The organism is Leifsonia sp. Soil_N53 (genome assembly GCF_057655165.1).
This window is the reverse complement of sequence record NZ_JBDGMM010000034.1, coordinates 14,855-34,985: the sequence shown is the minus strand read 5'-3', so window position 1 is coordinate 34,985 and position 20,131 is coordinate 14,855. Positions and strand designations below refer to the sequence as shown.

At 72.1% G+C, this 20,131-nt stretch carries 15 protein-coding genes and 1 pseudogene; 6 read left to right on the top strand and 10 right to left on the bottom strand.

Going from position 1 to position 20,131, the window contains the following annotated elements:
• From AC3A3H_RS02745 to AC3A3H_RS02730, 4 genes are all read right to left on the bottom strand, one after another.
• Positions 1–1,228 (bottom strand): HAD-IC family P-type ATPase (locus AC3A3H_RS02745; RefSeq protein ID WP_487613012.1); only part of this gene is annotated, 1,228 nt, incomplete at its 3' end.
• Between the two features lie 68 nt (positions 1,229–1,296).
• Positions 1,297–3,549, bottom strand: a complete 2,253-nt coding sequence (locus AC3A3H_RS02740; RefSeq protein ID WP_487613010.1) for a heavy metal translocating P-type ATPase — start codon at positions 3,547–3,549, stop codon at positions 1,297–1,299.
• Positions 3,549–3,758, bottom strand: coding sequence for a heavy-metal-associated domain-containing protein (locus AC3A3H_RS02735; RefSeq protein WP_487613009.1), 210 nt, complete (start codon positions 3,756–3,758; stop codon positions 3,549–3,551). Before AC3A3H_RS02735 ends, AC3A3H_RS02740 begins: the two co-directional genes overlap by 1 nt.
• Positions 3,759–3,853: 95 nt before the next feature.
• A complete protein-coding gene (locus AC3A3H_RS02730; RefSeq protein ID WP_487613008.1) occupies positions 3,854–6,733 on the bottom strand; it encodes an aminotransferase in 2,880 nt (959 codons plus the stop codon).
• Between the two features lie 101 nt (positions 6,734–6,834).
• Here AC3A3H_RS02730 and AC3A3H_RS02725 point away from each other — a divergent pair, with 101 nt between their 5' ends.
• On the top strand, positions 6,835–7,215 hold the full coding sequence (locus AC3A3H_RS02725) for a DUF3054 domain-containing protein (RefSeq protein WP_487613007.1): 381 nt from the start codon (positions 6,835–6,837) through the stop codon (positions 7,213–7,215).
• A gap of 11 nt (positions 7,216–7,226) precedes the next feature.
• Here the strand turns inward: AC3A3H_RS02725 and AC3A3H_RS02720 are convergent, their stop codons facing one another.
• From AC3A3H_RS02720 to AC3A3H_RS02705, 4 genes are read right to left on the bottom strand one after another with little or no spacing between them, the layout of a single operon-like run.
• Complete coding sequence (locus AC3A3H_RS02720; protein WP_487613011.1) at positions 7,227–8,501, bottom strand: DUF445 domain-containing protein; 1,275 nt, start codon at positions 8,499–8,501, stop codon at positions 7,227–7,229.
• 50 nt (positions 8,502–8,551) lie between these two features.
• Entirely contained in the window at positions 8,552–9,661 is a 1,110-nt protein-coding gene (locus AC3A3H_RS02715; RefSeq protein WP_487613006.1) for a M24 family metallopeptidase, read from the bottom strand.
• Positions 9,662–9,694: 33 nt separating this feature from the next.
• Positions 9,695–10,855 (bottom strand): acyl-CoA dehydrogenase family protein, encoded by a 1,161-nt coding sequence (locus tag AC3A3H_RS02710; protein WP_487613005.1) that lies wholly within the window; start codon positions 10,853–10,855, stop codon positions 9,695–9,697.
• A 50-nt stretch (positions 10,856–10,905) separates the two neighbouring features.
• On the bottom strand, positions 10,906–11,661 hold the full coding sequence (locus tag AC3A3H_RS02705) for an SDR family NAD(P)-dependent oxidoreductase (protein ID WP_487613004.1): 756 nt from the start codon (positions 11,659–11,661) through the stop codon (positions 10,906–10,908).
• Between the two features lie 60 nt (positions 11,662–11,721).
• Here AC3A3H_RS02705 and AC3A3H_RS02700 point away from each other — a divergent pair, with 60 nt between their 5' ends.
• Positions 11,722–12,378 carry a TetR/AcrR family transcriptional regulator gene (locus tag AC3A3H_RS02700; RefSeq protein WP_487613003.1) on the top strand — a complete coding sequence of 219 codons (657 nt, stop codon included), beginning with the start codon at positions 11,722–11,724 and terminating at the stop codon, positions 12,376–12,378.
• Positions 12,363–13,220 carry an alpha/beta fold hydrolase gene (locus AC3A3H_RS02695; protein WP_487613002.1) on the top strand — a complete coding sequence of 286 codons (858 nt, stop codon included), beginning with the start codon at positions 12,363–12,365 and terminating at the stop codon, positions 13,218–13,220. Before AC3A3H_RS02700 ends, AC3A3H_RS02695 begins: the two co-directional genes overlap by 16 nt.
• On the opposite strand, the gene AC3A3H_RS02690 is transcribed toward AC3A3H_RS02695, so the two are convergent.
• Complete coding sequence (locus AC3A3H_RS02690) at positions 13,181–13,771, bottom strand: TetR/AcrR family transcriptional regulator (protein ID WP_487613001.1); 591 nt, start codon at positions 13,769–13,771, stop codon at positions 13,181–13,183. The two genes, AC3A3H_RS02695 and AC3A3H_RS02690, sit on opposite strands and share 40 nt — an antisense overlap.
• Positions 13,772–13,875: 104 nt before the next feature.
• Between AC3A3H_RS02690 and AC3A3H_RS02685 the strand changes: the two genes are divergently transcribed.
• Positions 13,876–15,015: an ABC transporter permease gene (locus AC3A3H_RS02685; RefSeq protein WP_487613000.1), complete on the top strand. Its 1,140-nt coding sequence runs from the start codon at positions 13,876–13,878 to the stop codon at positions 15,013–15,015.
• Between the two features lie 28 nt (positions 15,016–15,043).
• Positions 15,044–16,024, top strand: a complete 981-nt coding sequence (locus AC3A3H_RS02680; protein ID WP_487612999.1) for an aldo/keto reductase — start codon at positions 15,044–15,046, stop codon at positions 16,022–16,024.
• A 73-nt stretch (positions 16,025–16,097) separates the two neighbouring features.
• Here the strand turns inward: AC3A3H_RS02680 and AC3A3H_RS02675 are convergent, their stop codons facing one another.
• Positions 16,098–17,309 carry an MFS transporter gene (locus AC3A3H_RS02675; protein WP_487612998.1) on the bottom strand — a complete coding sequence of 404 codons (1,212 nt, stop codon included), beginning with the start codon at positions 17,307–17,309 and terminating at the stop codon, positions 16,098–16,100.
• 284 nt (positions 17,310–17,593) lie between these two features.
• On the opposite strand from AC3A3H_RS02675, the pseudogene AC3A3H_RS02670 reads away from it, so the two are divergent.
• A pseudogene (locus AC3A3H_RS02670) lies at positions 17,594–20,074 on the top strand (ribonucleoside-diphosphate reductase subunit alpha); the annotation flags it as partial.
• Between the last annotated feature and the right edge of the window lie 57 nt (positions 20,075–20,131).

Genomic DNA, 20,131 nt, shown 5'->3' with positions numbered 1-20,131 from the left:
GCGCGACGCGGCCGCGTGCCGACGCGGCGGCCACGATCGCGCGGGCGAGCGGGTGCTCGGAGTCGGACTCGGCGGCGGCCGCGAGGGCGAGCACGCGGTCGTCGTCGCCGTCCGTGTCGACGCCGGTGACGGCGGGCTCGCCCTTGGTCAGCGTGCCGGTCTTGTCGAAGAGCACCGTGTCGACGGTGCGCACGGTCTCCAGCGCCAGCCGGTCCTTCACCAGGACGCCGCCGCGCGCCGCCCGCTCGGTCGCGATCGAGACGACGAGCGGGATGGCGAGGCCCAGAGCGTGCGGGCAGGCGATCACGAGCACGGTGATGGCGCGGACGACCGCGTCGTCGGGGAGGCCGACAGCGGTCCACACCACGGCGGTCACCGCCGCGGACCCGAGCGCGAACCAGAACAGCCAGCCCGCCGCGCGGTCGGCGATCCGCTGCGCGCGCGACGACGAGTTCTGGGCGTCCGCGACGAGCCGCTGGATGCCCGCAAGGGCCGTGTCGTCTCCGACGGCGGTGACCTGGACGCGCAGGGCGGAGTCGGTCGCGACCGTGCCGGCGATCACGGGATCCCCCTCGGCGCGCGCGACCGGGCGCGACTCGCCGGTGATCATCGACTCGTCCAGCTGCGCCGCACCGGACACCACGCGCCCGTCGGCCGGGACCCGCCCGCCGGGCCGCACCAGCACGACGTCGCCCACCGCGAGGTCCGCGGGGGAGACGACGGCCGTGCCCTCGCCCTCCACCCGCTCCGCCTCGTCGGGCAGCAGCGCGGCGAGCGAGTCGAGCGCGGAGGTGGTCTGGGCGAGCGAGCGCATCTCGATCCAGTGACCGAGCAGCATGATGACGATGAGGAGGGCGAGCTCCCACCAGAAGTCGAGCTCGTGGTCCAGGAGGCCGAGGGTCGCGCCCCACGACGCGACGAACGCGACGGTGATGGCGAGCGCGATCAGCAGCATCATCCCGGGCTGCCGCGCCCTCAGCTCGGAGACGGCCCCGGACAGGAAGGGCCGGCCGCCCCAGACGAACATGACGGTGCCGAGCACCGGGGACACCCAGGCCAGCCAGGCGGTCTCGGGCAGCTGATAGCCGAGGATCATGGCGAACATCGGCGAGCAGACGACGACGGGGACGGCCAGCACCAGCATGATCCAGAAGAGCCGGCGGAACGCCGCGACATGGCCGGCGTGGCCGTGGCCGGCGTGGTCGTGCGACATCTGGTCGTGCGACATCTGGTCGTGCCCGGCGTGCTCCTGCGGCGCCTGGTCGTGCTCGGCGTGGCCGGTGTGCTCGGTGTGGCTCACGATCTCCTCCGCTCGGCGGTCCCGCGTTCCGGCCGGAACGAGCGGAGCCGCAGGCTGTTGCTCACGACGAAGACGCTCGAGAACGCCATGGCGGCGCCCGCGATCATCGGGTTCAGCAGTCCGAACGCCGCCAACGGCAGCGCCGCGAGGTTGTACGCGAACGCCCAGAACAGGTTGCCGTGGATGGTGGCCAGGGTACGCCGGGACAGCCGCACCGCGTCCGCCGCCGCGGTCAGCTCACCGCGCACCAGCGTGATGTCCGCCGCCTGGATGGCGGCGTCCGTGCCCGTCCCCATCGCCAGTCCCAGATCCGCGGCCGCGAGCGCCGCCGCGTCGTTGACCCCGTCGCCCACCATGGCCACGCGCCGGCCCTCGGCCTGCAGTCTGCGGACCACTGCGGCCTTCTCGGCGGGAAGGACGCCGGCGATCACCTCGGCGATCCCGACCTCGTCCGCGACCCGGCGCGCCACGGCCTCGTGGTCGCCCGTGAGCAGGACCGGGTCGAGACCGAGCCGCTTCAGCCGGGCGACGGCCGCCGCGCTGTGCGGCGCCACGGTGTCCGCCACGGCGAGCACGGCCCGGGCGCGGTCTCCCCAGCCGACCACGGCCGCGGTCGAACCGGAGTCCTCCGCAGCGGCGACCGCGCGCTGGAGGCCGGGACCGAGCGGCATCCCCGCCTCCGCGACGAAGGACGCGCGCCCCACGACGACGCGTTCGCCGTCGACCGAACCGGCGACACCGAGCCCGCCGTCGGTGCGGAAGTCCGCCACACCGGGCAGGGCGCCCGCGCGCCGGGCGGCGTCCGCGATGGCGCGCCCGATCGGGTGCTCGGAGGCGTCCTCCACCGCGCCGGCGCGGCGCAGCGCCTCGGGCTCGGCCGTGTCCCCGTCCGTGACGACCTCGACGAGCGTCATCCGGCCGGTCGTCACCGTGCCGGTCTTGTCCAGCAGCACCGTGTCCACGCGGCGGGTCGCCTCCAGCGCCTCCGGACCGGTGATGAGGAGGCCCAGCTGGGCGCCCCGTCCGGTGCCGACCAGCAGCGCGGTCGGGGTCGCCAGCCCGAGCGCGCACGGGCAGGCGATGATGAGGACCGCCACGGCCGCGGTGAATGCTGTGTCCACCGGCGCACCGAGCACGAGCCAGGCCGCGAGCGTGACCAGCGCGAGGCCGATCACCACCGGGACGAAGACGGCGCTGATCCGGTCGGCCAGGCGCTGCGCGGCGGCCTTGCCCGACTGCGCGTCCTCGACCAGCCGCGCGATCTGCGCGAGCTTGGTGTCCGCGCCGACCGTTGTCGCCCGGACCACCAGGCGACCGCCGGCGTTGACGGTGCCGCCCGCGACGCTGTCGCCCGGGCCGACCTCCACCGGCGCCGACTCGCCGGTGAGCATCGACGCATCGACTGCGCCGGAGCCGTCGGTCACGACGCCGTCGGTCGCGATCCGCTCCCCGGGGCGCACCACGAAGACGTCTCCGACGACCAGCTGCTCGACGGGGATGCGCTGCTCGCGAGCCGCGTCAGCACGGTCGCCGTCGCGCAGCACGGAGGCCTCCTTCGCACCGGACTCCAGCAGCGCCCGCAGCGCCGCTCCCGCCCGCCGCTTGGAGCGCTTCTCGAGGTAGCGGCCCGCCAGCACGAAGACGGTGACGCCCGCCGCGACCTCCAGGTACAGGTCGGCGCCCGACATGCCGGGCGCGCCCGCGCCGCCGAAGGCCAGCGCGTAGAGCGACCACAGGAACGCCGCCGTGACCCCCAGCGACACCAGCGTGTCCATCGTGGCCGCGCCGTGCCGCAGGTTCACGGCGGCGGCGCGGTGGAACGGCCAGGCCCCCCACGCGACCACGGGCGTGGCCAGCGCGAGCGCGACCCACTGCCACCCGGGGAACTGCAGCGCCGGGATCATCGAGAGCAGCACGACCGGGAGGCCGAGGCCGGCGCTGACGATCAGCCTGCGCCGGAGCGAGGTGAGCTCGGCGTCGGGACGTGCGGCGCCCGTGTCGTCCGCTTCGGGCGCCGCCGGGAGCGCAGCCGTGTATCCCGCGCTCTCCACCTGGGCGACCAGCACCGCGGCGTCGTAGCCCGCGGGTGCGAACACCGTGGCCTTCTCGGTCGCGTAGTTGACGCTCGCCTCGACGCCGTCGAGCTTGTTGAGCTTCTTCTCGACCCGGGCGGCGCAGGAGGCGCAGGTCATCCCGCCGATCAGCAGCTCCAGGCGCGGCTGAGCGTGCGTGGCGTCGGTGGCGGACATCAGGCGCGGACGGCGCTGTACCCGGCCTCCTCGACGGCGGCGAGCACCGCGCTGTCGTCGAGGGGGGAGGCCGACTCGACAGTCAGCACGCCGGTCGCGGCCGAGACGCCGACTCCGGTCACCGTGGCGATCGAGGTCACTTCCTCGGTCACCGCGCGCTCGCAGTGCTCGCAGGTCATCCCGGTCACCTGGAACGTCGTGGTCGTCATGTCGCTATCCTCTCGCAGCCCTCGATACCCAGAGGGGGTATCACAACGAATACGACTTTATACCCACCAGGGGTACCCGTCAATGCCGGAACCCGCTAGATCGTGGCCAGCACCAGGTCGAGGGCGTCGACGAACCGGTCGGCGCTCTCGCGGGTGATGCAGAGCGGCGGCTTGATCTTGAGCACGTTCTTGCCGTCGCCGGTGGGCTGCACGATCGCGCCCTCCTCCAGCATCCGCTCGCAGACCAGGGCGGCCTCGGTCGTCGCCGGCTCGAGCGTCGTGCGGTCGCGCACCAGTTCCACGCCGAGGTACAGCCCCATCCCGTGCACCGCCCCGACCAGGGGATGGCGCTCGCCGAGCGCGCGCAGCCGCCCGGCCAGATGATCGCCCACCTCGGCCGCGTTCTCCTGCAGCCGCTCGTCGCGCATCACGTCGAGCACGGTGAGGCCGACCACCGAGCTGACCGGGCTGCCGCCGGCGGAGGAGAAGAAGGAGCCCTCGGCCGCGAACGACTCCGCGATCTCCCGGCGCGTGATGACCGCGCCGAGCGGGTGGCCGTTGCCCATCGCCTTCGCGACCGTGATCACGTCGGGGACGACACCCTGCTGGGCCGAGCCCCAGAAGTAGTGCCCGAGCCGCCCGTAGCCCACCTGCACCTCGTCGGCGATGCACACGCCGCCGCGGGCGCGCACGCGCTCGTAGACGCCGGCGAGGTAGCGGTCGGGCAGCATGAGCCCGCCCGCGTTGCCGAACACCGGCTCGGCGATGAAGCCCGCGATGCCGGCCCCTGCTTCATCGAGCGCGGCGAGCTGCTCGTCCAGCTCTGCCAGATACGCGGGCCCGGAGCCGGCGCCGCGGTGCCGGCCGTGGAAGACGTTCGGCGATGCGATCAGCTCCACCCAGTCGGGCCGGGTCTCCAGGGCGCGCGGGTTGTCGCCGAGCGACGAGGAGACCGCGTCGGCTCCGACGGTCCAGCCGTGGTAGGCCTCCGTCACCGCCAGGATCGTCCGCCGCCCGGTGTGCACCTGTGCGAGCCGGAGCGCGAGGTCGACCGCCTCGCTGCCGCTGTTGACGAGGAAGACGGTGTCGAGCCCGTCCGGTGCGACCTCCGCCAGCCGCTCGGTGAAGCGGGAGAGCTCTTCGTAGTGGAAGCGCGAGTTGGTGTTGAGCAACGCCCACTGGTCGCGGACCGCGCGGACGAGCCGCGGGTGGGCGTGCCCGATCTGGGTCACGTTGTTGACCATGTCGAGGTAGCTCTGCGCGCGTGTGTCGAACAGGTGGTGGCCCCAGCCGCGCTCGATCAGGGGAGGCTCGGCGAAGTAATGCTCCTGCACGCGAGCGAACGAGCTGTCCCGGCGCGACAGCACGTCGGCCGGGTCGGCCGCCGGCGCGGCCAGGTCGACGCCGAAGAGACCGGACGGGTCGGGGGAGACCGCGCTCCACACCGCGGCCGGCAGCGCGGGCGTGACGAACGCCGGCGGCCGCCGGCCGGGCACCCGGCTGAGCTGCGCGGTGAGCCGCACGGCGCTGCCGATCACCTCGCCGCGGTCGACGGAGGCCGTGGTCAGTGGGCGGGAGAGGCCGTCGAGCCAGAGGTCCACGTCGTCGCCGTGCAGCAGCCAGGCACCGTCGACCAGTCGCAGCTCCCCGGCGAACGGCGCGTGCACGACGGTCCCGGCCGGCACGTCCAGCGTGACCGCGAGCGCGATCGTCGCCGAGGGCGCCGTCCGGTCGAGGCTGGCCCGGGTGAGCCGCGCCTCGGCGTACCGGGTCAGCGCGTGGCCGTGCTCGCGGCAGATCCGCTCCAGCACCGCGTCCTCGAAGCCGGCCCGCTGCCAGCGGCCGTCGTCGAGATCGTGGGCGGTGACCGAGAGGTCGGCGAGGTGGGCGTCGGTGCTGTCGATGGCGATGAGGCGACCGATGGGCGCGGCGGTGCGTTCGTGCGCCCCGGCCGCGGCGAGCCTGGCCCGGATCGCCGCCTCGACCTCCCGAGCCGGGAGCCGCCGGGCGGCGTCGAAGGCGACCCACTCGTGCGCGCGGTTCTCGTCGGCGTACGCGTTGTCGCCGTCCAGCGCCACCTGCTGCTCGCCGCTGACCACGAGCACCGCGCCGCGCAGCACGACGAGCGGCCAGAGCGCTGCCAGGTCCGCGTCGTCGAGCGGCGACTCCGCGTGGAACGCCTCGATCAGGTCCAGCACCGCCAGCGGGTCCTCCGGCTGATGGTGGAGGGCGCTGGTCACGGTCGCGGCGAGCTCGGCGACCAGCCAGCCCTCCGCGACGTCGCCGAAGTCGATCACGCCGGGTCCGTCCGCGCCCAGCACGATGTTGTCGTCGGTGACGTCGCCGTGGATGGCCTGCACGCGCAGCCGGCGCCGCAGCGGCTCGAGCGCCGCGAGCGCGGCCTCCGCCGCCGCAACGACGGCCTGCCGCTTCGCGGGCTGCAGCACGTGCTCCGCGAGCAGCGCCACGACGTCGCCGCCGATCCGGGCATCCCACTGGGTGGTGCGCGCGAGGCCGGGGTGCCGCAGGCCGGCGAGGCCCGCCGCGATGCTGCCGGAGAGCCGGCCGAGGGTACGCAGCTGCTCGGAGCTGAGGCGCCCGACGTCGGTCAGCGGCTCACCGTCCAGGAAGCCGAGCACGCGCGCGTTGAGCGTGTGACCGCGGACGTCCACCGCGACGATCTCGGCGCCGTCGCGTGCCGGCAGTACGGCGGGGATGCGCGCGTCGGCGTCGGCGAGGAGCGCGAGAGCGGCGTTCTGGGCGCGCAGCTCGTCGGCGGAGAAGACCGGGTTGGCGATCTTGAGCACGTACCGGCCGGCGTCGGTCTGGACGAGGAAGTTGCGGTCCTGGTTGCTGCCGAGCTCGCTGACCCTCCCGGTGAGCCCGAAGGCGCTCTCGGCGACTGCCGCGGCATCGTCGACGCCGACCTCCGGGCGGGGGAGGGACGGCTGGGCCAGGAAGTCGGAATTGGGCACGGGTGCTCCTCGGCTGCGGTGCGGGACGCGGTCAGTCTATTGAAGCCGCCGCACGGGTCGCACCCAGCGAACGCTCGGGAGCGGCAACGTAGCATCGACGCGTGAAATCCTGGAGGACAGCGGTCGTGGCGTTCGTGATCGACGCCGTGCTGATCCTCGTCTTCGTGCTCATCGGCCGCCGCAGCCACGGCGAGTCGGCGACCCTCGGCGGCGTGCTCACCACCTACTGGCCGTTCTTCGTCGGCCTGGTCGCCGGCTGGCTGGTCACCTGGGCGTGGCGCCGCCCGCTCGCGATCGTGTGGCCGGGCGTCCCGATCTGGCTGATGACGGTGGCCCTGGGGATGCTCATCCGCACCTCCGCCGGCCAGGGCGTCGAGCCGGCGTTCATCGCGGTCGCGTTCGTGGTGCTCGGGGTGTTCCTGGTCGGCTGGCGGATCGCCGCGATCCCGTTCGTGCGCCGCAGGGCGGTGCGGCGGGCGTAGCGCCGCCGCTCTCAGAACGCCGCGGACACCAGCGTCGCGATCGTGTAGATCGCCAGCCCCGCCAGCGCCCCCACCACCGTCCCGTTGATGCGGATGAACTGGAGGTCGCGGCCGACCTGGGTCTCGATCTTGTCGGTGGTCTCCGCCGGGTCCCAGCCGCGCACCGTCTCGGTGATGACGCTGGCGATGTCGTGCCGGTAGGTCGAGACCAGGTGGCCCGCCGCGCCGGAGATGCGCCGGTTGAGCGAGGTGCGCAGCTCCGGGTCCGCCGCGACCCGGCCCGCGGCGTCCGCGAGGGCTGCCGCGACCCGTCGGCGCAGGTCGCCGCCGGGGTCGCTGAGAGCATCCACAGCCGCCGAGCGCGCCGCCGCCCAGGCCCGGGCGGCCACGTCGCGGATGCGCGGGTCGTCGAAGGCGCGCGCCTTCGCGGCCTCCAGACCGGCGATGGTCTCCGGGTCGTGCTGGAGGCGCTCGCTGAGCTCGGCGAGGTAGCCGTCGAACGCCTTCCTGGCGCGGTGCTCCGGGTCGCGGCGCACGTCGGCGACGAAGCGGCGCAGCTCCTGGTACACGCGCTCGTCCACCAGACGGTCGACGAACGACGGCAGCCACGACGGGAGCCGGCCGGAGACCAGGTTGGTCAGCGCGTCCGGGTGGATGACCAGCCAGTCGTCGAACCGGTCGAGCAGCAGGTCGACCGCAGCGCGGTGGCCGCCGGAGCTGACGATCCGCTCGCCCAGCCGCCCGATCGGCGGCGCCCACTCCGGCTCGATCACGTGCGTGCGGACGACCGCCTCCACCGCCTCCCGCATGCGGTCGTCGTCCAGCAGGCCGAAGAATCCGATGACGGCGCCGGAGGCCTCGTCCACGACCCGGCGCGCGTTGCCCGGCTCGTTCAGCCAGCGGGCGGCGGCACCGGACACGTCGTAGGCGGCCAGCCGCGCCGTGACGACGTCGTCGGAGAGGAACTCCGTCTCGATGAACTCGCCGAGCGTCTCCCCGATCTCGTCCTTGCGGGTCGGGATGATCGCGGTGTGCGGGATGCGCAGGCCCAGTGGATGCCGGAACAGCGCGGTGACGGCGAACCAGTCCGCGAGCGCGCCGACCATCGCGCCCTCCGCGGCGGCGCGCACGAAGCCGAGCCACGGGTAGCGGTCCTGGAGCGCGAACGAGACGGCGAAGACCACGGCGGCGACCGCGAGCAGGCTGGTCGCGAGGACCTTCATGCTCCGCAGGGCGCGGCGGCGCTCGGCGTCGCGGCGCTCCGCCTCGGCGCGCTCGGCCGCCAGCCGCCGCCGGTCGTCGCGTTCCGTGTCGCCCGTGCGGGCCGTCGGCGCCGTCACCGGACGATGTGGAGCTCGCGGCTGGTGTTGTTCAGCCGGTGCGCGCCGTCGTCGTCGGCGACCACGATGTCCTCGATCCGCACGCCGAACCGGCCGGGGAGGTAGATGCCCGGCTCGATCGAGAAGCACATCCCGGCGACGATCGGCTGGGTCTCGCCCTCGACCAGGTACGGCGGCTCGTGCGTGGTCGTGCCGATGCCGTGACCGACCCGGTGCACGAAGAACTCGCCGTAGCCCGCGTCCCGGATCACCGCACGGGCGGTGCGGTCGACCTCCTGCAGCGGCACGCCGACGGCGACGGCGTCGAACGCCGCCTGCTGTGCCCGCTTGACCACCTCGAAGACCTCGTGCTCCTCGTCGGTCGGCTCGCCGACGTGGACGGTGCGGGTGGTGTCCGACCCGTAGCCGTCCATGAGCCCGCCGAAGTCGAGCACGACCATGTCGCCCTGCTGGATGACGCGGTCGCCGGCTTCGTGGTGCGGGTTCGCGCCGTTCGGGCCGGAGCCGACGATCGTGAAGTCCACCTGCGAGTGGCCGTGCTCGCGGAGCAGGCGGTCCAGGTCGGCGGCCACCTCGCTCTCCCGGCGGCCCGCGAAGTGAACGGCCAGGATGTCCTCGAACGTCGCGTCGGCCGCGGCTCCGGCGGCGGCCAGCCGGTCGATCTCGTCCGGGCTCTTGACTGCGCGCAGCATAGGCAGGGCGGCGGAGAACGCCGCGAAGCGCACATCCGGGAGCTCGTGCTGCAGCGCGAGCAGGTGCAGCGCCCACGCCGAGTCGGACACCGCGTAGCGGCCCCCCGACCAGAGCTGATCGACCAGGGGGGCGTGCTCGTCCTCGCCGTCGGCCCAGGTGACCAGGTGGATCGCGCCGGCGGCCCGGGTCGCGGCGGCGCTGTCGCGCTCGAGCACGGGCAGCACCATCGTCGGCTCGCCCTCGGTCGGGATCACCAGCATGGTCAGCCGCTCAGTCACCGGCGGGAGGTAGTCGGCGAAGTACGCCAGGTCCGGGCCGGGAGCGACCAGCAGGGCGTCGAGTCCGGCCGCCCTCGCCTGAGCGGCGCCGCGGGCCAGCCGGTCGGCGAAGTGCTGTGCGGTCATCTCCTGCATGGCGCCTCCTGGGTGCCTCGGTTGCGGTGCGGTTCAGTCCTCGATCGGGCCGAGCCAGGCGTTCGCGACGGTGCTGTGGGCCGACTCGGCGTCGGACGGGTGGAAGATGCCGGCGAGGACGTCGCGGTACAGCCTCCCGAGCTCGCTGCCGGCGAAGAAGGTCGAGCCGCCCGAGACCCGGATCGCCTGGTCGACCACCCGGCGGGCGGTCTCGGTGGCGCGGATCTTTATGCCGACCAGCTTCGGGAACCACTGCGCGCCGTGGTCCGCGAGCGTGTCGACGTCCCGGGTGATCGCGTCGAGCTGGGGGAGGAGGGCGTCCTGGTCGATCGCGGCCGAGGCGACCCGCCAGCGGATGTCCGGGTCGTTCGCGTAGCTGCGGCCGTCGTTCTTCAGGCTCTTCCTGCGGTGCGCGGAGGCCACCGCGAGCTCCAGGGCGCGGGCGCCGATGCCGGTGTAGACGGCGGCGAGCAGCAGCTCGAAGTTCGCGAAGATCGCGAACACGAGCGGGTCGGGGTTGGGGCCGGGGTCGAGCCGGCGCACCACCCGGCCCGCCGGTGCGAGTGCGCCGTCGAGCACGGTCGTGCTGCTCTGGGTGGCGCGCATCCCGATGGTGTCCCAGTCCTCGCGGATCTCGAAGCCGCCGCCGGTGCGCTCCACGAAGCCGTAGACGATCTTGGGTGCGTCGGCGCTGGCCGTGTCGAGGCCCATCGTCCCCAGCCGGGTCCATGCCGGCGCGAGCGAGGTGAAGATCTTGGTGCCGAAGTAGCGATACGAGCCGTCCGGCTCCGGCCGCGCCTCGGTGGTCGAGCCGAACAGCACGAGGTCGTTGCCGGCCTCGCTCAAGCCGAACGCGAACACCTCGCCGGCGCCGGCCTCCCGCAGCAGGAACTCGAGCGAGTCGTCGCCGCGGTCGCGCAGGGTCTTGGCGACGCCCGTCCAGACCAGATGCATGTTCACCGCGAGCGCCGTCGCGGGTGCGGCGCCCGCGAGCCGCACCTGGAGGCGCGCGGTCTGCTCCAGCGACAGTCCGAGCCCGCCGAGCTCGACGGGGACCAGGGCCTTCAGGTAGCCGGCGTCGGCCAGCTCGGCGAAGTCCTCGGTGAAGAACCGGTTCTCCGCGTCGTACTCGGCGGCCCGGGAGCGGAACCGCTCCAGTCGCTCCTCGCTCAACAGCTCGTCGTGCTCGGTCACGCTCCTCAGCCTAGGGGAGCGCGACCGGGCACGGCACTGCTGGCGCGGACTCAGGAGGCGGTGTAGCCGCCGTCCACGAGGTGGTAGCTCCCGGTGATGAAGGACGCGGCGTCGGAGGCGAGGAACGCCACGAGCGCGGCGACCTCCTCCGGCTCGCCGAGCCGGCCGAGCGCGTGCTTGCCCTCGAGGAACTTCAGCGCCTCCGGGCTCAGGTTGGCCTCCACCAGCGGTGTCTTGATGAAGCCGGGGCCGACCGCGACGACGCGGATGTTCTTGTCGGCGTACTCCAGCGCCGCGTTCTGGGTGAGGCCGAGCAGGCCGTGCTTGGCGGTCACGTACGCGGACGAGTTCGCGAAGCCCACGCTGCCCAGGATGGAGGCCATGTTGACGATCGCGCCGCCGCCGTTCGCGGCCATCGCGGTGAGCTGCGGCTGCATCGAGTAGAGCACCGAGTTGAGGTTGACCTCGATGACCTTCCGCCAGCCCTCCAGCGTGTAGTCGGCCACCGGTGCGGCCTCCCCGCCGATGCCGGCGTTGTTCACCGCGATCTTCAGCGGAGCGAGGGCGTTCGCCGCCTCGACGCTCGCCGTGGCGAAGGCGGGGTCGGTCACGTCGCCCGCGAGGGCGGTTGCCGTTCCTCCCGCCGCTTCGATCTCGGCGGCGACGGCCTTGGCGTGCTCCTCGTTCAGGTCGGTGACCAGGACGGCGGCTCCGCTGGCTGCGAGAGTCAGCGCCACCGCGCGCCCGATGCCGGAGCCACCGCCGGTGACGATCGCGGACCGTCCGGCGACATCGTACTGAGCCATGGATTGTTCTCCTTCCAGTTATCCGACACCTGTCGGATAACTCCATTGTACGATCGGAACGTGACCACAGGGAGGCCGAATGGCCCGTCGAGTGCGCTCCGGGCGAACATCGCGCAGCCGGCCGCCGGGGCCGAGCGGACGCGCCTCGACGCCCGCCAGGCGAAGACGCTCGCCCGGCTCAGCGCCGCCGTGCTCGCGCTGGCTGCCGAGCAGCCGATCGGGGACGTGACCGTCTCCGGCCTGGCGGCGGCCGCCGGCGTGCACCGGTCGACCGTCTACGAGTACGCCGCGTCGCCCGCCACCCTGCTGCAGCGCGTCCTGCGCACCGAGCTCGACGCGTTGCGCGCCGCCTACCTCGTGGACGTCGCGCCGGACGACGCGGCCGCGGCGATCAGCGGCGTCACCCGCGCGGTCCTCCACCACGTGGACGACCACGACGCCGTCTACCGGCGCGGCCTCGGCGCCGAAGGCTCGGAGGCCGGCCTCCACGCCATGCTCAGCGAGCACTTCCAGGCGTCCATCGAGCTGCTCCTCCGGCAGCGCAGCGTCAGCGTCCCGGCGGCCGACGAGGTGGAGCGGGTCGCGATCGAGCGCTACCTCGCCGACGGCATCATCGGGGCGATCGACGTCTGGCTCAGCCGGCCGCGACCGCGGGATGTGGAGGCGCTGCTGGCGCTGATCGAGCGCCTCATGCCGCCCTGGTGGCCGACCCGATGAGCGGCGGCTTCCTCGACCGGGTGGGCCGCGCGCTGGGCCTGCGCCGCGCACCGGTCCTGCACGTCGCGTCGGACGTGGGGGAGGGGCCGGTCGTCGTGCTCGTGCACGGGATCGCGTCGTCGTCGGTGACGTTCCAGAACCTCGTGCCGCTGCTCGAGCCGCGGCACCGGGCCATCTCGATCGACATCCTCGGCTTCGGACGGTCGCCCGCACCCGCCGACGCGCTGTACACGATCGAGGAGCACGTGGCCGCGCTGGACCGCACGCTGCGCTCGCTGAAGCTCCGGGAGCCGTTCGTGCTGGTCGGGCACTCGCTCGGCGGCCTGATCGTGACGCGCTGGGCGGCCGAGCATCCCGGAGCGCTCAGCAGGCTCGTGCTGGTCGGCCCTCCCGTCTACGGCACGCCGGCCGAGATCGGCGACCGGCGCGTGCGCACCCGGGTCAACGCCTATCTGCGCGCCTACGAGTTCCTCCGGAGCAACAAGGAGTTCACCCTGCGCAACGCGAGCGTGCTCGGGAAACTGCTGCCGATCAAGAACGTGTTCGAGATCACGGAGAAGAGCTGGCGGCCGTTCGTGCTCTCGCTGGAGAACTGCATCGAGCGGCAGACGATCATCGGCGACCTGGCCCGGGTCCGCTGTCCGGTGGAGGTCGTCTACGGCACGATGGACGCCTTCATCGCGCCGGGCAGCCTCACCGTCATCGAGGCCATGCGGCACGTGACGATGCACCGGGTGGAGGCCAACGACCACCTCATCCGCAAGCGGCTCGCGCGGGTCGTCGCGGTCGCGTGCGACGCGGGTCAGGAGGCGAGCGACAGGGTCTCGACCGCGTCGAGATAACCCTCCCCGTCGAACCCGTCGAACAGCACGGTCTGCGTGACGTAGCCCTGCACCAGGCCCATGTAGACCGGCGCCTGCCGCTCTGCCAGCGCGCGGGCCTCCTCGACCGGCAGCGTCTGGGCGTGCCAGTCGGTCAGGTAGCCGGTGAACATGGCGCGGATCCGGCCGCCGATCTCGGACGACATCTGCTTGAGCCGCGGGTTGACCGGCACCTGCCCCCAGACCTGCACGAGAAGCTGGATGTCCATGATGTGCGACATCAGCCCGGTGACCAGCATCCGGACGATCGCGCCGGGGGCGGGGAGCGGGTGCTGCGTGCGCGCTTCGGCGACCTCCAGGAATCGGGCGTCGAGGATCTCCGACGCCGTCAGCTCCATGAGCTCGTCCTTGCTCGCGAAGTGCCCGTAGATCGCGCCGGCCGAGAGACCGGACTCGGCGATGATGTCGGCCATCGAGGTCGCGGCGAAGCCGTTGCGGGCGAAGCAGCGGAGGGCCGCCTGGGCGATCTCCTGACGCCGCGCGGTGCGGTACTCCTCGCTGACCTTCGGCATCCCGGCCTCCTCGCGACTGAAAAAGGAATGTTCGTTCTTGACAATAGCGCCCGACCCTCGGATTATAAAGAACGAGCATTCGTTTTTATTGAGTGGAGGGCACCATGAGCACCAGCACCGACCCGGGCGTCCAGCGCCCCGTCGACAGCGGACAGCACGCGGCGCAGCCCGGGGACCCGGCGCCGCGCTCGGAGCGGACCACGGCGCCCGTCGTCCACACCCCGTGGGCGCGGGCTTTCGCGCTCGCCGTGGGAGCGGCGGCCGTCGTGGTCGTCATCCTGCTCGCCTTCCTCTGGCCGACCGTGACCTCCACGGTCAAGGACCTCCCAATCGCGGTCGCCGGCCCCGCCGCACAGGTGAGCGCGGTCGAGAAGCAGCTCGGCACCGCCGCGGACGGCGCGTTCGCAATCACGAGCCTTGGCGACCGGCAGGCCGCCGTCGACGCGATCCAGCGGCGCGACGTCTACGGGGCGATCGTGCTCGGCGACCGCCCGGAGGTGCTGACCGCCTCCGCCGGGGGAGCGGCGGTCGTGCAGATCCTGAACCAGGTCGCGGCCACCCTGCAGACGGCGGCCAACGCCCAGGCGCAGGCGGCCATGCAGCAGGCGATCGCCGCCGGCCAGGCGCCCGCGGGCACGAAGGCCCCGACCATCACGGTGAAGGTGACCGATGTCGTCCCGCTCGCCGCGACCGACTCGCGCGGGCTCGGGCTGGCCGCGTCCTCGTTCCCGCTGGTGCTCGGCGGGATGCTCGGCGGCATCCTGATCTCCCTGCTCGTCGCGGGAGCCTGGCGTCGCCTCGGCGCCGTCGCGCTCTACGGCGTCGTCGGGGGACTCGCGGTCACCGGCATCCTGCAGGGCTGGTTCGGCATCCTGCAGGGCGGCTTCTGGCTGAACGCGCTCGCGGTCGGGCTCGCGATGTTCGCGGTCGCGGCCTTCGTCGTTGGGATGAACGCCCTGTTCGGCCGGGTCGGAATCGCGGTCGGCGCGGTGCTCACCGTGCTGGTCGGCAACCCGCTGTCCGCGGCGGCGCAGCCGCTGCAGTTCCTGGTCGGGCCCTGGGGCGCGGTCGGGCAGTGGTTCGTGCCGGGAGCGTCGGTCACGCTGCTGCGAGATCTGTCGTACTTCCCTGCCGCGGACGCGCTGTTCCCGTGGCTGGTGCTGGTCGGCTGGGCCGCCGTCGGCGTGGTCGGGATGCTGGCCGGGCACTTCCGCGACCAGGAGGTCACGGAGGCGGCCGCCTGAACCTGCTCCGCCCGCCTAGGCTGGGGGAATGCAGAATCGCACTCTCGGACGGACCGGACGCGACGTCTCGGTCATCGGTCTCGGCACCTGGCAGCTCGGCGCGGACTGGGGCGACGTCACCGAGGCCGACGCGCTCGCCGTCCTCGACGCGGCGACGGAGGCCGGCGTCACGTTCTTCGACACCGCCGACGTCTACGGCGACGGCCGCAGCGAGCAGCTGATCGGCCGCTACCGCGCCGCCCGCCCGGACCTGCCGCTGACGATCGCCACCAAGATGGGCCGTCGGGAGGCGCAGGACCCCGCCAACTTCACCCTCGACAAGTTCCGCGAGTGGACGGACCGCTCCCGGCGCAACCTCGGGATGGACACGCTCGACCTGGTGCAGCTGCACTGCCCGCCGACGCCGGTCTTCTCGACCGCGGCGGTCTACGACGCACTCGACACCCTGGTCGAGGAGGGCGCGATCGCGAACTACGGTGTCAGCGTCGAGACCTGCGCCGAGGCGCTGGAGGCCATCGCGCGGCCCGGGACGGCGAGCGTGCAGATCATCCTCAACGCCTTCCGGCTGAAGCCGCTCGACGAGGTGCTGCCGGCGGCGCGGGAGGCCGGGGTCGGCATCATCGCGCGGGTGCCGTTGGCCTCGGGACTGCTCAGCGGGCGCTACTCGGAGACGACCGAGTTCGCCGCCGACGACCACCGCAGCTACAACCGGCACGGCGAGGCGTTCGACGTGGGCGAGACGTTCTCCGGAGTCGACTACGCCGAGGGGGTGCGGGCGGCCCGCGAGTTCGCGGCCCTCGCGCCGGAGGGGGCGACGCCCGCGCAGGCGGCCCTCGCCTGGGTGATCGCGCAGGACGGCGTGAGCACCGTCATCCCCGGCGCCCGCTCGCCCGAGCAGGCGCGCGCGAACGCCGCCGCAGCGGACGTCGCCCTCCCCGCCGGCTTCTCCGACGCGGTCCGCGACCTCTACGACCGCTCCTTCCGCGCCACCACCCACCCCCGCTGGTAGCCGAAGGACACGTTGTTGTCACTTTTCGCGCGCGAAAGCGACAACAACGTGCCCCTCGGGGGAAGACCGGGGGCTAGGAGGGCTGGACGGGGACCGGCTCGGTGTCCGGGATGGGGGAGGCGTCGCGGCCGCGGAGGTCGGGGTGCACCCGCCACGCGAGCGCGGGGACCACGAAGCCGACGAACGCGAACGCGCCGGCCACCCAGAACGCGCCGACCGGTCCGGTGGCGTCGATCAGGAATCCCGCGAGCGCCGAGCCCAGTGCCGCGCCGATGAGCTGGCCGGTGCCGACCCAGCCGTAGGCCTCGGCCGTGTCGGAGAACTTCACGCTCGCCGAGACGATCGCGAACAGCACCGCGAGCGCGGGGGCGATGCCGAGTCCGGCGATGATCAGCGACAGCGACAGCCCCCACCACGACCAGAGCATGAACGTCGAGATCACGACGCCGACGAAGACGATCAGCATGCGGCGCGCCGTCGCCCACGGCCCGATCGGGATGTGGCCGAAGGCGAGGCCGCCGACCAGCGAGCCCAGCGACCAGATCGCCAGCACGATCCCCGCGAACGGGGAGCCCTCGCCGAAGTTCGCCACGACTCCGGCCTCCACCGCCGCGCACGAGCCGATGAGCAGGAAGCCGACCACGGTCGCCAGCAGCACGGGCGGCCGCGCCAGCACCATCCCGAAGCGCCGCTTGCTGCGCGGGATGCGCACCCGGCCGACCTCGGGGGAGGAGATGAACCACGCGCCGCCGAGCAGCATGATCGCCACCGACATCAGGATGCCCTCGACGGTGCCGATCTGGGTGGAGACGAAGGTGATGGCGACGGGACCCGCGATCCAGATGATCTCCTGCGCCGAGGCGTCGAGCGAGAACAGCGGGGTGAGCTGGCGGGAGTTGACCATCTTGGGGTAGATGGTGCGCACGGCCGGCTGGATGGGCGGCATGCTGAGCCCGGCGAAGAACGCGACCGCCATGGTGAGCGGGATGGGCATGACGAAAATGCCGATCGCGGCGACCGCGGCCGAGCACAGCGCGAGCGTCGACCAGAGCACGGCGCGCATCCCGAGCACGCCCATCAGGCGGCTCGTCATCGGGCCGGCGATGGCCTGCCCGATGCTCATCGCGCCGAGCACGAGACCCGCCGCGCCGTAGGAGTGGTGGACGCGCTCGATGTGCAGCAGGAACGCCAGCGAGAGCATCCCGAACGGGAAGCGCGCGGTCAGCTGCGCGGCGATGATCCGCGCGACGCCGGGCGTCTTCAGAAGGCTCGAGTAGCTGCTCACAGTCTCCCCACTCTAGCGGTCGGCGGTGGCCGCGGAAGGGCGGTGAAACCCGTTCGAGGGGGTGTGGAAATGTGCATAACTTGTGCACACCTGTGGACGACACGCCCACTAGATATGGGGGCATGGAAATGTCGGTACCCGGCTATATAGTGGTGGACGCGGCAGGGGGCCCGATCCGCCCCCGGGGCTCCCGGAGGGGGCCGACGGGGTGCTTCCGAGGCCCTGCCGCAGGGACTTCGCCGCTCGCCTGAGCGGCACTGCTGAGGTAAATAGAGGGAGAGATAGTGGCTATCACTGTTGTGAAGCGGAACGGCGAGCGCGAGCCGTACGACGCCAACAAGATCAACCTGGCCATCGAGCACGCCGCCGCCGGTCTGGACGAGAACATCACGTGGGTGACCCAGATCGCGAGCGAGCTGGAGCTGACCCTGTTCGACGGGATCACGACGCAGCAGCTCGACGAGGCGGTCATCCAGGTCGCCCTCCAGAACGTCAAGGACGACCCGGCGTTCGACACCGTCGCCGCACGCCTCCTCCTCAAGACGATCTACAAGCGCGTCCTCGGCGACTACGAGTCCTTCGACGAGCTCACCGAGCTGCACTCCTCCCACTTCCGCGGCTACATCGAGCGCGGCGTCGCCGAGACGCTGCTCGACTCGCGCTTCACGACGCTCTTCGACCTCGACCGCCTGGCCGGCAGCCTCGACCCGTCGCGCGACGAGCTGCTCAAGTACATCGGCGTCGTCACCCTCAACAACCGCTACGGCATCAAGGCGCGCAACGGCGACTCCCTGGAGGTCCCGCAGTACTTCTGGATGCGCATCGCCATGGGCCTCTCCCTCAACGAGGCCGACCCCACCGCGCACGCCCTCGCGTTCTACGACAAGATGTCGCGCCTGGAGTACCTGGCGGCGGGCTCCACGCTCGTCAACGCCGGCACGGCCTACCCGCAGCTCTCCAACTGCTTCGTCATGGAGATGCAGGACGACATCGAGCACATCGCCAAGTCGGTCCGCGACGTCATGTGGCTGACCAAGGGCACCGGCGGCATCGGCCTCGCGGTCACCAAGCTGCGTGCGCAGGGCTCGCCCATCCGCTCCAACAACACCACCTCCACCGGCCCGATCCCGTTCATGCACACGATCGACTCGGTGCTGCGCGCGGTGAGCCGCGGCGGCAAGAAGTTCGGCGCCCTGTGCTTCTACATGGAGAACTGGCACATGGACTTCCCGGAGTTCCTCGACCTCCGCCAGAACTCGGGCGACCCGTACCGCCGCACCCGCACCGCCAACACCGCGGTGTGGATCAGCGACGAGTTCATGAAGCGCGTCCAGAACGACGAGGACTGGTACCTCTTCGACCCGCTGGAGGTCGCCGACCTCAACGAGCTGTACGGCAAGGCGTTCTCCGAGCGCTACGCCGAGTACGTCGCGATGGCCGAGGCCGGCGAGCTGCGCATGTTCAAGAAGATCAGCGCGCGCTCGCAGTTCAAGGACATCCTGATGAGCCTCCAGACCACCAGCCACCCGTGGCTGACCTGGAAGGACACCATCAACAACCGCGCCCTCAACAACAACACGGGCACGATCCACCTCTCCAACCTCTGCACCGAGATCACGCTGCCGCAGGACCGCGACAACGTGTCGGTCTGCAACCTGGCCTCCATCAACCTGTCGCGTCACCTGATCGACGGCAAGATGGACTGGGAGCGCATCGAGGCGAGCGCCCGCCAGGCGGTCCGCCAGCTGGACAACCTGATCGACATCACGGTGTCGAGCGTGGACGAGGCCGACTTCTCGAACCAGCAGAACCGCGCCATCGGCCTCGGGGTCATGGGCTTCACCGACATCGTGGAGCGCCTCGGCTTCAGCTACGAGAGCGAAGAGGCCTACGCCCTGATCGACGAGATCATGGAGCACGTCTCGTACGCGGCGATCGACGAGAGCGCCGACCTCGCCCGCGAGCGCGGCGCGTACCCGAACTTCGAGGGCTCGCGCTGGTCGAAGGGCCTGGTGCCCTACGACTCGATCGCGCTGACGGAGGCCGACCGCGGCATCCCGATCACGGTCGACCGCACCATCCGCCTCGACTGGGACCGCCTGCGCGAGAAGGTCAAGGGCGGCATGCGCAACGCCACCCTGATGGCCATCGCGCCGACGGCCTCCATCGGCCTCGTCGCCGGCACCACGCCGGGCTTCGACCCGCAGTTCTCGCAGATCTTCAGCCGGTCGACCTCCTCGGGCAAGTTCCTCGAGGTCAACCGCAACCTGGTCGAGACGCTGCAGGAGCGCGGCATCTGGCAGGACGTCCGCGAGGCGATCCTGCGGTCGCAGGGCGACATCCAGGGCATCGCGGCGATCCCGGACGAGGTCAAGGCCACGTTCAAGACCAGCTTCCAGCTCTCGCCGTACGCCTTCATCGAGGTCGCGGCCCGCGCGCAGAAGTGGATCGACCAGGCGATCAGCCGCAACATGTACCTCGAGACGCGCGACCTCGGCGACATGATGGACATCTACTACGCAGCGTGGGAGAAGGGCGTCAAGACGACCTACTACCTGCACATGAAGCCGCGGCACCAGGCCGAGCAGTCGACCGTCAAGGTCAACAAGGCCGAGGAGATCTCGGGCGCCCGCACCGGGTTCGCCACGGTGGGCGCCGGCGCTCCGGCCGCTCCCGCCGTCACGGAGACTGCTCCGGCTGCCGCTCCCGCCCGGCGCGGGTTCGGCTTCGGCGGTCTGACCTCCAACACCCCGGCTGGCGGTGAGAAGTAATGAACAGCACCAAGATCGAGGAGCCAAGTTTTTTCGAGGGATACGTCGTGC

What these genes read in the sequence shown, in the direction of transcription:
- AC3A3H_RS02740 (WP_487613010.1), bottom strand. Translation starts at nt 3,549, where the DNA reads ATGTCCGCCACCGACGCCACGCACGCTCAGCCGCGCCTGGAGCTGCTG.
- AC3A3H_RS02715 (WP_487613006.1), bottom strand. Translation starts at nt 9,661, where the DNA reads ATGCAGGAGATGACCGCACAGCACTTCGCCGACCGGCTGGCCCGCGGC.
- AC3A3H_RS02705 (WP_487613004.1), bottom strand. Translation starts at nt 11,661, where the DNA reads ATGGCTCAGTACGATGTCGCCGGACGGTCCGCGATCGTCACCGGCGGT.
- AC3A3H_RS02685 (WP_487613000.1), top strand. Translation starts at nt 13,876, where the DNA reads ATGAGCACCAGCACCGACCCGGGCGTCCAGCGCCCCGTCGACAGCGGA.
- AC3A3H_RS02680 (WP_487612999.1), top strand. Translation starts at nt 15,044, where the DNA reads ATGCAGAATCGCACTCTCGGACGGACCGGACGCGACGTCTCGGTCATC.
- AC3A3H_RS02735 (WP_487613009.1), bottom strand. Translation starts at nt 3,758, where the DNA reads ATGACGACCACGACGTTCCAGGTGACCGGGATGACCTGCGAGCACTGC.
- AC3A3H_RS02690 (WP_487613001.1), bottom strand. Translation starts at nt 13,771, where the DNA reads ATGCCGAAGGTCAGCGAGGAGTACCGCACCGCGCGGCGTCAGGAGATC.